This window comes from Paraburkholderia sp. (assembly GCF_035501035.1).
GTDB lineage: Bacteria > Pseudomonadota > Gammaproteobacteria > Burkholderiales > Burkholderiaceae > Paraburkholderia.
In genome coordinates, this window is the sequence record NZ_DATJWR010000361.1 from 1 (window position 1) to 13,507 (window position 13,507).

At 61.8% G+C, this 13,507-nt stretch carries 11 protein-coding genes; 4 read left to right on the forward strand and 7 right to left on the reverse strand.

Going from position 1 to position 13,507, the window contains the following annotated elements:
- The coding region (locus VMJ11_RS26335) for an alpha/beta hydrolase (protein WP_325623258.1) at positions 1-775 on the reverse strand (775 nt) is incomplete at its 3' end.
- A gap of 237 nt (positions 776-1,012) precedes the next feature.
- Here VMJ11_RS26335 and VMJ11_RS26340 point away from each other — a divergent pair.
- The 3 genes from VMJ11_RS26340 to VMJ11_RS26350 all read left to right on the forward strand — a co-directional run bounded on the left by VMJ11_RS26340 (position 1,013) and on the right by VMJ11_RS26350 (position 5,467).
- A complete protein-coding gene (locus VMJ11_RS26340) occupies positions 1,013-2,140 on the forward strand; it encodes a C13 family peptidase (protein WP_325623260.1) in 1,128 nt (375 codons plus the stop codon).
- A gap of 382 nt (positions 2,141-2,522) precedes the next feature.
- Entirely contained in the window at positions 2,523-3,599 is a 1,077-nt protein-coding gene (locus tag VMJ11_RS26345; RefSeq protein WP_325623262.1) for a lipoprotein signal peptide, read from the forward strand.
- A 254-nt stretch (positions 3,600-3,853) separates the two neighbouring features.
- Positions 3,854-5,467, forward strand: a complete 1,614-nt coding sequence (locus VMJ11_RS26350) for an MATE family efflux transporter (protein WP_325623263.1) — start codon at positions 3,854-3,856, stop codon at positions 5,465-5,467.
- A gap of 792 nt (positions 5,468-6,259) precedes the next feature.
- On the opposite strand, the gene VMJ11_RS26355 is transcribed toward VMJ11_RS26350, so the two are convergent.
- The 6 genes from VMJ11_RS26355 to guaB all read right to left on the reverse strand — a co-directional run bounded on the left by VMJ11_RS26355 (position 6,260) and on the right by guaB (position 12,599).
- A complete protein-coding gene (locus VMJ11_RS26355; RefSeq protein ID WP_325623265.1) occupies positions 6,260-7,507 on the reverse strand; it encodes a type II toxin-antitoxin system HipA family toxin in 1,248 nt (415 codons plus the stop codon).
- Positions 7,500-7,838, reverse strand: coding sequence for a helix-turn-helix transcriptional regulator (locus tag VMJ11_RS26360; protein WP_325623267.1), 339 nt, complete (start codon positions 7,836-7,838; stop codon positions 7,500-7,502). Before VMJ11_RS26360 ends, VMJ11_RS26355 begins: the two co-directional genes overlap by 8 nt.
- Before the next feature lie 416 nt (positions 7,839-8,254).
- Complete coding sequence (locus VMJ11_RS26365) at positions 8,255-8,524, reverse strand: DUF3320 domain-containing protein (protein WP_325623269.1); 270 nt, start codon at positions 8,522-8,524, stop codon at positions 8,255-8,257.
- A 144-nt stretch (positions 8,525-8,668) separates the two neighbouring features.
- Positions 8,669-10,252: a glutamine-hydrolyzing GMP synthase gene (gene guaA, locus VMJ11_RS26370; RefSeq protein ID WP_325623271.1), complete on the reverse strand. Its 1,584-nt coding sequence runs from the start codon at positions 10,250-10,252 to the stop codon at positions 8,669-8,671.
- Between the two features lie 178 nt (positions 10,253-10,430).
- Positions 10,431-11,132: a hypothetical protein gene (locus VMJ11_RS26375; RefSeq protein ID WP_325623273.1), complete on the reverse strand. Its 702-nt coding sequence runs from the start codon at positions 11,130-11,132 to the stop codon at positions 10,431-10,433.
- A gap of 6 nt (positions 11,133-11,138) precedes the next feature.
- Complete coding sequence (guaB, locus tag VMJ11_RS26380) at positions 11,139-12,599, reverse strand: IMP dehydrogenase (RefSeq protein WP_325623274.1); 1,461 nt, start codon at positions 12,597-12,599, stop codon at positions 11,139-11,141.
- Positions 12,600-12,889: 290 nt separating this feature from the next.
- Between guaB and VMJ11_RS26385 the strand changes: the two genes are divergently transcribed.
- On the forward strand, positions 12,890-13,507 hold a 618-nt coding region (locus VMJ11_RS26385; protein ID WP_325623276.1), incomplete at its 3' end, for a DMT family transporter.

Here is a 13,507-nt window from a genome sequence, read left to right on the forward strand (position 1 = left end):
CATCGCCAGGTCCCACTTGAATATCCCGCAGTCCCTGCAAAATAAGCACCGGCCTCGCATAGTCGGCTAACAGCGCAATCGGATCAAGCGTCAGTTCGCTTATGAGAAAGCGTTGTACGCGCGGTCTAAACAAGGGCATCAGGGCGGGGTCGATCTTTTCCGCGCTCACCATTTGTCCACCTTCGAGGGATTTAAGCACCGCCATTGCGTTATTCAGGATTGGCGCATTTTCCGGATTGGATCGCAGTTGTTCCTTTAACACATTTCCCAATGGGCGACCTGCAGTCGAAACCAGGATCAGACCGCAAATATCAGCCGCGTTCCGCGCCGCAACCAGTCCGACCAGCCCTCCTTCGCTATGACCCAACACCCATACGCAGGAAACGCCAACGCGCTCCCGGATGGTTTTCACCCATGAGCGCACGTCAGCGGCGTAGTCGCCAATCGTCACGTCGTCAGGATCGGGTATCGCTGACGCGCTACCGTACATGCCTCTTTTGTCGATGCGGACCGTCGCAATGCCACGGCTTGCAAGCCCCTCGGCCAATAGTTGATATGTTGCGGCCCGAAGACCGTTTGGGCCGTTTCCATTTCTGTCGGTTGGGCCGGAACCCGGCACGATCAGAACCACAGGGGCGTGATGTATTGCTGGGGATAGCAACGTGCCCCGCAGCGGACCTAACGGCCCCGGCGCAACGATTTCCGTCCCAACGATCTGCGACGATGCTCCAGAATGGATAGCTGCCGCCATTACGATAGCGCCAAGAACGGTCATGCGCGTTGCCTCGGAAGCCCAAAGCCGGAGATTGCAGTGTGCCACAGCTTCGTTTAAATAGAAGTCACGAGGAGTTATTCCGGCATGGCGCACGCTGCATTTTGCAGAAGATCCAGATAGACCGCACGTAGTTTTGCGGGACGTATATTATTGGCGCTGCACACGTGCATTCGACAAAGTGCGCCGATCTCGGTACTTGTGCAAACGCTGCGAATAGACGAGCGGGATGAGGAGCAAATGAGAAAATCAAAACCGACATTTACCGTTCAATCTCTTTCGGCATTGATCGCAGTCGTTGCCTTGAGCGGATGTGGCGAGCTGTCGCCCGGCAATCCGAATGCGCAGAACCAAAGTATGTTGCTTGAGCAACGGCAGGATGCTCAGGCTGTTCAGGCAGCAACCCAGGCGACAGGTCGCCGCGTATGGTTTGCAGGCTTCGCCATGAACTCAACTTCCACGGCCTTTCAGAATGACATGGAGCTGGTTTCGCGCAGACTCTCCGAGTTGGGCGGACCGGTGCTGAAGTACGAAGACAGCAACGGGCCTCAAAAAGACAAGCTGAATTTCCCGTTTGCGACTCCGGCAACACTCGCCAATGCAATAAAAGAGATTTCCAGTCATGCGGGCCCCGATGACATCGTAGTGGTTTTTATTTCCACACATGGCAACCGAAAAATTCTCAGCGTCAATGTCGCACACCACGAGTTGAAACCCCTGACGGCGGCACAACTGTCGAGCGCGCTTGCTCCTTTGGAAAATCGGCCGACGATTGTGATAATTGCCGCCTGCTTTTCCGGGTCGTTTCTGCCGGAACTCCAGGCAGCGCGACGTATCGTCATCACATCGGCCTCGGGCGAACGAGCGTCCTTCGGGTGTCAGGCGGACAGTCAAAATACCTTTTTTACCGAAGCACTGTTCGCGAAAGGTTTCGATGCGTCGAAGTCGCTTTCTCGGCTAATGGCTGACGCCAAAATAAGGATTGCCCAACGCGAACACGAATTGCGGTTCCGGAATTCCGAGCCACAAATGTCGGTGGGAGTGAAGTTGCGGTGGTTGGCGGAACGGCCTTTAAAGGATTGGTTTCAACCGGGTGACGAAACCACTGACGTGCCTGCCGTCGATCCTCTTTCCTTGCTCGGTAACGCTGGAAAAAACGCCTATCGCGAATACCAGTCCCAACCCGTTCCGCGTGCGTTCGTGATATCAAGCGGAGGCGCTGGGCAATATGCGGTCGGTACAACACCGCACGACCGTTCGCTACCTGATGATCCGGCCGCACGGGCCCTCGCGCTCTGCAACCGACGAGGGCTTGCTGATTGCAGGCTTTACGCGATTGACGATCGCGTAGTTTGGACCGGTAACTGATCGCGCCAAGCCGCGGCGCGTATCGCCATCTGCGCGCCATCTTCCGCCAGCGCGAAAAGCGGCAGCAGGCCGGCTGCGCAAAGAATCAGGACGGCGATCGTTCAGACTGGAGGCGCTGAGATCGCCCGCGACCGGATCGCTGCTGCAGCACGTCGTGGCGGCGCTGCACCGGCGCACGCGCAATTTCGCCATGGACGCGCAGACACGCTACCTGTCTGACGCAAAAGACATCGCAACGCGCGAACGACGTATGCCCGCGAGCGATGCCGACCGGTGGATGGTGTAATCCGGCGAAGACGACACGAGTCGCTGCAAAGTGGGAACCATCGCTGTGCGGTTCGTGGAAAACGCGAATCAATGAACGTTCCAAGGAGGACACAAAATGCAAGTTTCCCTGCTGACCAGGCGTGGACTGATCCGCGCTGCAATAGCGATCCTGCTCTGCTGCGTGGGCACATGCTCCACGATGACATTCGCGCACGCCATACAGCCCGACGCTCCGTATCCGGTCGGAATGAAACAGATTGAGTACGTCGACAGGGCGCAAGGTAACCGCCGCCTGGCGCTCACCCTGTTCTACCCGGCTGTTCCGCAAAACAGTTCCGCTACCCCACTGCACATGCCGTTCTTTACCAACCTGCACCTCTACCGGGACGCTGACATCGTTTCCGACGGCGTGAAGCGTCCGCTCGTCATGTTCTCGCACGGGCACGGCAGCAATGGGCTTTACTACGCGTGGTTTGCTGAGTTCCTCGCATCGCGCGGCTATATCGTGGCCACGCTTTATCACTACCGCGCCAACACCTATGACTCAACGATCATGTACACGCGAAGCAAGCTCTGGCAACGGCCGCTCGACATCAGCAAGGACATCACATTCCTCCTCAACGACAAAGTGTGGGGACCGCATATTGATCGGGACCGGATTGGCGTGGCTGGCCATTCCCAGGGCGGCTTCACGTCGCTCTGGATTGGCGGCGCGATGGTGAACCAGGACAAGTACCTCGGCTACCTGCGCCGCTGGAAGAACGACCCGCTGATACCAGCGTCACTCCGCAAAGACTTGCCGCTCGATGCACGGCCTGCGCTGAACGTCTACGACAGCCGCGTCAAGGCCGTGCTCGCGATGGCACCTGGCGACCTGCCGGGCTTCGGAATGGACAAGGCAGGGCTTGAACAGTTGAAGGTGCCGGCCTATATCATCGTTGGTGCAAGGGACACTCAAGCTCCGCCGAAGGAAAACGCCGAGTTCGCCGCGAGATATGCACCTCACACGCAACTGGACGTGATGCCGGGCCCCGTCGATCACGAAATCTTCGTGAACGAATGCGACCAGGACGGTAGGGACACATGGCCGGAGGCGTGTATCGATGCGCCGGGCGTAGACCGCGCGAAACTGCACGATTACATAGGGAATGCAGCACTGAAGTTCTTCGACACCGCCCTGAATGTTCCATGAGTCTCGCGAAACCGTCTTTCCCGATGGGTCGACCGCATGCGCGTCGTACATGGAAAACAAGCACTTGGGAACTTCGCCCCAAGTCCGCAGGTCAGTATTATGCGTCTGGCAATCCGGGCGTGATGTTCTGGCGCAGCGGCGGCATCCCGCCCCACCCTCCCATGACGTCAGACGACTGGCGCGATGCCCCTGGCAAGCGCGTCATGCACGAGACACCATGAACTTCCTCCTTTTCTCCGTTTCCCGGCAAGGCGTTGTCTGGCTGCATCTGCACCAGGCGATGTTTCCGCCGCCCGCTTCGCGGTCAGTCTCTCTGGCCCGCTAACGCTCGCCTGTCTATCCGCGCGGACGTCTCGGGCGGAGTGCTCACGCCATCGCTTGCGCGTGGGCGGCGACCTCTTTCCTTCGAAGTTTTCAAAGAATTTCGATATGCAAGCCACGGTGAGCTGCGTCCCGACACGACGCGGCAATTAGTCATCGGGGGGACCATGTCTCTATCCAATCACTGCAATACTCCGCAGGGCGCGAGGACGTCCCTGCTCAAGCAATTCACGTCGCTCGCGATTCCGACGATCCTGTCGGGCTGGGTCTACACGATCTATACATTGATCGACGGGATTTTCATCGGCCGTTACGTCGGCCAACAAGCGTTGGCCGCGCTGAATCTGGTCGTGCCGCTGCTCTACATCCCTTATGCATTCAGTGTGATGGTGGGCGTGGGCGGCGCCACGTTGATCGCCCGTCTGCTAGGCGAGCGGCGTAATGCCGAGGCGCGTCGCGCCTTCTCTCAGGTGCTGTGGGTGATGCTCGCCTCCGGTATCGCGATGAGCGCCGGCGTGCTGGTGTTCAAGCACGAGATCGCGGCCGCGCTGGGCGCGCAAGCGGCCATCACTAACGATATCGTGGCCTATCTGTCGGGCTGGGCTTGGTTCATCCTGTTCGCCAACGGTCTCTACGCGATGGAGTTGTTTCTGCGCGTGGAAGGGTCGCGCGCCGCGCGCTTTGGGTTGTATGCGATGTTTCTCGGCGCGCTTGCCAACGTGGCACTGGACTACTGGCTGATCGCCGTGCGCGGTATGGGGCTGTACGGGGCATCGCTCGCCACCGGCATCTCGATGATGGTCTCGAGCAGCGCCATGCTGGCCTATCACGTCTGGCTCGCGCACAAGGTCGTACCTGCGGCCCGTGCGTTCGGTGGCGGCTCGTTGCATGTCTGGCGCGCGATGTACAACGGTGCGTCGGAATTCCTCGACGCCATTGCGCCCGCGGTCACGGTGTTCGCCTTTAACCGCGTGATTCTGGCAAATTTCGGTGAACCGGGCCTCGCGGCGTACGCGATTCTGGAGTACATGACGCTCGGCGCGACGGTCACGATCGTCGCGCTCGCGCAAAGCATGCAACCGATGATCAGTTTCCATCGTGGCGCCCGCGATATGCGCGCGCAGCGCGAGTCGTTCCGGCTTGGCGTGATGGCCGTGATGGGGTTCTCGATGCTGGTGGCCGTTGCGATGGCGACGTTGGCGCGGCCGCTGACGTTCGCGTTTCTGCCGGCGGGCGGTGAAGCATGGTCGATTCTCGAGCATGCGGTGCTCTGGTGCGCACTCGCAATCCTGCCTGCAGCCGGTAATTTGATCGTGGCGGGCTTTCTGACGGCCGTAGAGGCCCCAGGCCCGTCCGCCGCCATCGCGATGCTGCGTAGCTGGGTGCTGCTGCTCGGCACGCTGTGGTTGCTCAATGCGTGGCTCGGTGGCGCGGCCATCTGGTACACGCTGCTGATCACCGAGATGGTGACGTTGGCCATCAGCGTCTGGCTTTACTGGCGTAACGTTCGTAATGAGCGAGGGCTGGCGCCGCTTCCGGTACGTTAAGCGTTAGCGGAGCTTCGTGCACACCTTCCGCACTTTGCCCGGAATGGTCCGAAGCTCCGCGCCACCTGGCGGTACAGGTCGTCGCGCTCGTAGCCGACCAACTCACGGTCATCCAGTTGCAGGGCTAGCAGATGGCCGCTGCCGTAGGTCTGCCATGCGCCGGCAAGCCTTGCATTGCCGAACAGAAGGAGCTGCTTTCCGGCGCAACCCTCTCAACACGTCCATTGGCGAGAAATTCGACGAGATCGAGATCGTCAGTCCGGGTGAACAAAGCAAAGAGCCGCCCGTTAGTTTATTCAATGCAACGACACAATTCTCCCGGGTGTTCTTGCCCACGGCCGGCTTGGCCTGTGCAGACCGAAACGGGGCTACAACGCAAAACGGCCTGGCAATCGCCAAGCCGTTTCTTGTCCAAATCCTGTCCAGATCTGAGCCTGGACGGCGGACGAACTGAACCAGGAATCCGGTTGCGAACTATTCAACATCAACGCATGCGCCACTTCGAGAATCGATTAAATCCCTGATTTAACGGGGATTTTCACTCCCACTCGGTTATCAATCTCGTGGCTCGGACCTTTGGGGACGGCGTTTCCGCCTGGTCATGCGGGCGTCGATACCGTCAGCGATGCCGAAAATCACGCCCAGCAGTTGGCGGCTGTAGTCGGAATGCATCGGAGGGTCAACGCACGCCTCGTTTGAAAAATCGAGAACACTGGCCGTCTCAGGACGATTTGTGAGCGCGATACCGTCGTTGATACCGTCAGGCTCGTTCGAACGCGGCCCTTGATACCGTCACAACCGCAGTGCTGCATTAAGATCGTCGTGCTCGAAGGCACTTGCCATGCGTGCGATTTCTGCGCGCCTGCAACCGACTTCCTGGGCAAACGCCTGCCATGTCCGGGTCACGTCGGCTACCTCCCGGATCGTGGCCCGAGCCTGTTTCAGCGACAAGCCAAAAAACTCTGCCGCATTTTCCAGAAGGCCGACCGAACACGTTCCCTCGTCGAGATCGATGTTAGTCGTCAGGATGCGCGCCTTGACATCAGTTGGCGTGGGATTGAGGTCATAGGCCGGTGACAATACCCAGCCATCGCGCCCCACCCACAGGAAACCGTGGTTGCGCAGATGATCATCGACATTGGAGACGAGTACATTGAAGGTCACGCGGCGATACAGTTGCGCAGCATCGGAGCGCGCCTTCGCTCCGTGTTGCGTCAGTGCGTCAACCAGTTCGGGATAACTGCCGCGTTGGCCGTCCCGCGATCCCGTCATCGACATGGCCGAGAGAAAGGGAATGCGAATGCTCCCCGCGCGATCGAAGCGACGCGACAGCAGTACTGGTTTGCCCGCTACCTGCAGCAGTTCGTGATGCGGGGTGGGAATGCCGGCGCGTTCAGCCAATCGCAGGGCGACTTCCTCCCAGGCCTCGATACTGTATTCGTCGGTCTCCTTCGGGAATTTGGCAATCGACAAATGGCCGTACTGATCGACGACCGAGGCCTTGGGACGTGCGCCACCGAGTGACGACCCAGGCGCGAAGATCAGTTGCAAATCCTCATCGGATTCCTCGTCCCGCAAGATGCGCTCGGTGATTTTGAGCAACCGCCCCAGTTCGATCAGCGCAGGGACGCCGGCGGGCACCGGCGCCTGGAATTCGTCTTCTCCGCTCCAGCGGAATCGCAGCGCGCCCAGGCGCGTTTCATCAGCTACGCCCAGCAGATAATCCAGTTCACCGAGCGTGCGGACGCGCCGTCCTTCCCGTTCGGCCTGTCGACGCTCCGCGCGCTGCATGAGGCGGCGCCCCCAGGTATCCGGTGCCGAATCGCCGATCGAACCAAAGATGGATTGGTCAGGTGGCGGTGGGAAGACACCGCGCGTCAACGCCAGCGCAGGCTCGATCGAAAAGCGCCCGGCGTCGGCCAGCCAGGTCTCGTCATATTCGAACGTGACCGTTTCTTCCCGGCGCGACGCATGACGCCTGAGCAGGCCTACCGGTCGCGGCGAGCCGTCGAGATCGATATAGACCTCAACATCAGTCATGGTCACCCTTCCCTCCACCACCACGGCGCAGCCGGACGCGCTGAGGCAATGCCGCGGTTGCAAGCGACTGCCCCACTGTATCCCGGGCGGCGTCGGCAACCTCCAGTAGTCCATCCAGAAGCCCAAGCGCCTGCAGCACAGCAGCATAGATGCCAATGCTCACGCCAGGATCACCAGCCTCCACGCGCTGCAAAGTCGCTCTCGAGGTAAAAGCTCGCTCGGCAATCACCGCCATGGTCAACCGGCGACGGCGACGCGCGTCGTGAATATCGGCGCCCAGTTTTCGCAGCGCCCGCCGGACGCCGGCGGAAGGAGCGTGAGGGGTTGGCATTTTTGCTATCTTCGCAAGTCACTATGCCACTCAATGTATCACGAAGATAGCAATTCGTGCACTCCACCTGAATTGACTAAGCAACTTGACGTCGTACGGACATGGATCGCAATCACCGCGAGCAAGTTTTTTGATGACCAGGAACTGCGTGCAACGGGGCGCCGGGCCAATAGTTGATCTTCCCCCTAACGAAGCCGCGGGCACGCTCGCGGATGCTTCGTCGGCCGCCTTTGCACATCGATCACTGCTTGCGCGAAGGACAGGAGGAAATGGTCCGCTCACCCGAGCGGCGAATGAGTCTTGTCGACTCAAAGCTGAAATCTAGAGCCGATGTCTCAGCACCCCAAAGCTGACTTCGAGCTCGCCGTCCGGCTTGGCTCCGTTCGAGACTCGACCGCATCGCGGAAAACTCGCTTTCACTTCGAACCGCACGCGATGCCAGGTGACGGAGGTCCGATCAGGTCGCGATGCACGGGCCCTTCCACCTGGACTGCCTGAACCACCAACTCCGTCAACGCGCCCTGTGGCGCTTCGTGCAACTCGCCGGTGAGATGGTGCGACCGTAGCAAGGTCACTTCTTCGTAGGGTGCGAAACCGGCAGCGTCTTCCTTGTCCGTTACAGTCTCCCGCTCTACATAAGGCGCCTCAATATCCAGTTGTTCGGTGAGCGCAGTATCTTCCCGCACTCATCGAACTCAGACTTGAGCGCCTCAATGCGACGAATCAGAACGTCCAATTGTTCGATCGGGCGCTGGAACCCGTCAGTGCTCCATATCCGGTGGATGGTCCAGCCGTGCTCCTCCAGGATGGCCTGTGCAGAGGATCCTAAATCACTCCCACTCGATCGTCGCAGGCGGCTTGCCCGAAATGTCATACACGACACGATTAATGCCACGTACCTCATTGATGATGCGATTCGACACATGGCCGAGCAGTTCGTGCGGCAGGTGCGCCCAGTGCGCGGTCATGAAGTCGAGCGTCTGCACCGCGCGCAGCGCGACGACGTACTCGTAGGTGCGCCCATCGCCCATCACGCCCACGCTCTTCACCGGCAGGAACACCGCGAATGCCTGGCTCGTCAGGTCGTACCACGACTTGCCGGTTTCGCGGTCGATGGTATTGCGCAGCGTCTCGATGAAGATCGCATCTGCACGACGCAGCAGGTCCGCGAATTCGCGCTTCACTTCGCCGAGAATACGCACGCCGAGACCCGGGCCCGGGAACGGATGGCGATACACCATGTCGTGCGGCAGGCCGAGCTTCACGCCCAGTTCGCGCACTTCGTCCTTGAAAAGCTCGCGCAGCGGTTCGAGCAGCTTGAGATTCAGCGTTTCCGGCAGACCGCCCACGTTGTGGTGGCTCTTGATCGTGTGCGCAGCCTTCTTGCCCTTGCCCGCCGACTCGATTACGTCCGGATAGATCGTGCCCTGCGCAAGCCACTTGGCGTCGGTCAGCTTTGCCGCTTCGGCCTGGAACACCTCGACGAACTCCGCGCCGATGATCTTGCGCTTCGCTTCCGGGTCGGTCACGCCCGAGAGCTTCGACATGAACGCTTCGCTCGCGTCGACATGGATCACCTTCACGCCGAGGTTGTCCGCGAACATCGACATCACCTGCTCGGCTTCGTTCAGACGCAGGAGACCGTGATCGACGAACACGCAGGTGAGCTGATCGCCAATCGCGCGATGCAGTAGCGCCGCCGCGACCGACGAATCCACACCGCCCGAGAGGCCCAGAATCACGTGCTCGCTGCCCACCTGCTTGCGGATGGACTCTACGGCCTCGTCGATGTAGTGGCCCATCTCCCAGTCGGCCTTCGCACCGCAGATGCCGAGCACGAAACGCTCGAGCATCGCGCGGCCCTGCACCGTGTGCGTCACTTCAGGATGCCACTGCAGGCCATAGAAGTGGCGTGCTTCGTCGGCCATCGCGGCGATCGGGCACGATTCCGTCGAAGCCATGAGCTGGAAGCCGGCCGGCATTTCCGTGACCTTGTCGCCGTGGCTCATCCAGACCTTGAGCATGCCGTGACCTTCGCTCGTGCGGAAGTCTTCGATGCCTTCAAGGAAGCTCGTATGGTTGCGTGCGCGCACTTCGGCATAACCGAATTCGCGCAGATGGCCGCCGTCCACCTTGCCGCCGAGCTGCTCGGCCATCGTCTGCATGCCGTAGCAGATGCCGAGCACCGGCACGCCCAGCTCGAACACCGCCTGCGGCGCGCGCGGGGTATCGGAGTCGGTGACCGAGTTCGGGCCGCCCGAGAGGATGATGCCCTTCGGCGCGAATTCGCGAACGAACGCATCGTCGACGTCATACGGGTGGATTTCCGAGTAGACATGGGTTTCACGCACACGGCGCGCGATGAGCTGGGTGACTTGCGAGCCGAAGTCGAGGATCAGGATTTTGTCGTGCATGGCTGCGGACGAGACCTAAAAAAGAACGGATACGGAAAGCCGCGTGGCCCGAGAAAGCCCGCAGCATGGATTCATCAGGACCAGAGCGCCGCACTATGGCGGAGCCGGATAGCGCAATTCTGGATGTGCTTCGGGCGCAATGCGTCTGGCGTTTCGGAGGCCGGGTTTGCGCGCGGCTTCAGCCACGCAGCGGCGGCCTCGATGCATCGGCCGCTTCGTCGCGGGCCGCGCGGCGAGCCTCTTCGGACTGCGCCGCTGATGGCGACGCAGGCGCGACGGGAGCCACCGCCGCAGGCGTCAACGTGGGCACTTCCACCACGGGTTCGACCGGAGCGGCGGGCCGCTGCGCCTCACGCGCACCACCCCACGGCATCGGCCGCAGAAAGCCTGGCTTCGCATACTCCACCGGCTCGTCGCGCCGCTCCTTTGCTGCCTTGCGCGCGCCGCGCTGCTGCACGGTGCCTCCAGCCGCCTGCGCCTTCTCGCGCTTGCGAACCGCGCCTGCAAGCCGGGCGCCCGCCAGCCCAAGGACGATCAGCCACACGCCAACCGCACCACCCGACAACTGCCCGAGCCCCGTGAGCCGCGGCGTGCGCAGAGCGATCAGCCAGACCAGCATCAGCACGCCGGCAATCCAGTTGACGTGGCCCGCAGTACGACCGACGGGCACGGTCAAAGCCCCGTTGAAGGCCGCGTGCAGCGTGAGCCACGCGAAACCGATCAGCACCACGCCGAACGCCTGCCCGACGAGCGCCGGCTGCGTCTGCACCAGTTGCAGCGCGTTGTAGAGCAAGGTCCATGGCGTGAGCACAAACAGCACGCCGAACCCCAGCAACGTCAACGCATCGACAAACAGCAGCACGCGCAGCAGCGGCTTCATGGGGATTTAGTCCACGTGATAGTTGGGCGCTTCCTTCGTGATCTGCACGTCGTGCACGTGCGACTCCTGCAAACCTGCACCGGTAATCTGGACGAACTGAGCCTTTTCATGGAGTTCGTCGATGGTGCGGCAGCCGCAGTAGCCCATCGAGGCACGCACGCCGCCGATCAGCTGGAAGAGGATCGCATTGACCGGGCCCTTGTAGGCAACGCGGCCCTCGATGCCTTCCGGCACGAGCTTGTCGATATTGGCCGAGTTGTCCTGAAAGTAGCGGTCCGCGGCGCCGTCCTTCATCGCACCGACCGAGCCCATGCCGCGGTACGACTTGTACTGGCGGCCCTGGTAGAGGAACGTGTCACCAGGCGATTCTTCGGTGCCCGCGAACATGCTGCCCATCATGACGGCGTTCGCGCCCGCGGCAAGCGCCTTCGAAACGTCGCCCGAGAAACGCACGCCGCCGTCGGCGATGCACGGCACGCCCGTGCCCCGGAGCGCGTCCGAAACGTTGGCGATCGCGCTGATCTGCGGCACGCCCACGCCCGCGACGATACGCGTCGTGCAGATCGAGCCCGGGCCGATACCGACCTTGACCGCGTCTGCGCCATACTCGACGAGCGCGCGCGCCGCGTCGGCCGTGGCAATGTTGCCGCCGATCACCTCGACGTGCGGGAAATTCCGCTTGACCCACTGGACGCGCTCGAGCACGCCCTTGCTATGCCCGTGCGCCGTGTCGACGACGATCACGTCCACGCCGGCCTGCACCAGCAGTTCGACGCGCTCCTCATTGTCCGGACCAACGCCGACAGCCGCGCCGGCGCGCAGCTTGCCGTGCTCGTCCTTGCATGCGGCCGGGTGCTCGGTCTGCTTGGTGATGTCCTTGACGGTCATGAGGCCGCGCAACTCGAACGCGTCGTTCACGACCAGCACGCGCTCGAGGCGGTGGCTGTGCATGAGCGCCTTGGCTTCGGTGAGCGGCGTGCCTTCCTTGACGGTGACGAGGCGCTCGCGCGGCGTCATGATCGAGCGCACCGGCTCGTCGAGGCGCGTTTCGAAGCGCAGGTCGCGGTTCGTGACGATACCGACGAGTTGTGCGCCTTCCACGACCGGAAAGCCGGAGATGCCATGCTGTTGCGACAGCGCGATCACGTCTGCGACCTTCATCTGCGGCGGCACGGTGATCGGATCGCGCACCACACCCGACTCGAAGCGCTTCACCTTCGCGACCTCGCGCGCCTGCTCGGCCGGCGTGAGGTTCTTGTGGACGATGCCGACGCCACCCTGCTGCGCCATGGCAATTGCCAGACGGCCTTCCGTGACGGTATCCATCGCGGCCGACACGAGCGGAATGTTCAGGGAGATATTGCGGGTCAGCCGGGTCTTCAGGCTGGTGTCGCGCGGGAGAACGTCGGAGAAGGCGGGGACGAGGAGCACGTCATCGAACGTGAGTGCTTTCTGGATCAGACGCATGGCAAATCCTATAGGCGCAAAAGCAGATTATACGCGATAGCGCCCTGGAAATCATCAGTGTGAACAGTAGCTTAGCGTCGTTTTCGGGATTATTTCCATTGCCTGCCCCGACTAACGCACGCCGTGCCAGGCGCCGCACCTCCGACCCGAATATCCGGCCCGCCCGCCGCGTGCGCCCGACGCACGGTGCAGGATCGAACAAGACGGCCGCGCGGGCCGCCGGCTAAACTTCGCGACATCCCGTTAGGCAGGCCCGGTCGGGCCACCCGAAGTTTCTGGAGGCAATGCAAATGCAGCGTGGTGTGTGGTACGGCGTGCTCGCCGGCGCGTTATGGGGAACCGTGTTCGTCGTGCCCCGGCAACTGGCGGAGTTCTCGCCACTGCTCCTCAGCGCGGGCCGCTATGTCATGTACGGGCTCGTCTCGCTTGCCGCGCTCATGCCCATGCTGCGCCGCGTGTGGCCGCGCATCACGCGCGCCGACCTGGCCGCGCTCCTCAAACTCGCGCTGGTCGGCAACGTGCTCTATTACCTCTTTCTCGCGAGTGCGATCCATCTGGTGGGCATCGCGCCCGCATCGCTGATCGTCGGCGTACTGCCCGTCACGGTCACGCTGCTCGGGCGCCGCGACCACGGCGCGGTGCCCATTTCACGGCTCGTCTGGCCACTTGCGATGATCGCCGCCGGCATCGTCTGCATCAACGTGGACGTATTCACCGCCGCGAACGCCGGCGGGCCAGCCAGCGCGCTTGCGCGCATCGCCGGCATCGGCAGTGCCGTCGGCGCGCTCGTGTGCTGGACATGGTTCGCAGTCGAGAACGCCCGCTATCTGCAGCGCAATGCGCACTTCGGCGGCAACGAATGGTCGGTACTGTGGGGCGTCGTCACGGGCGCGCTCGGCGGCCTGCTT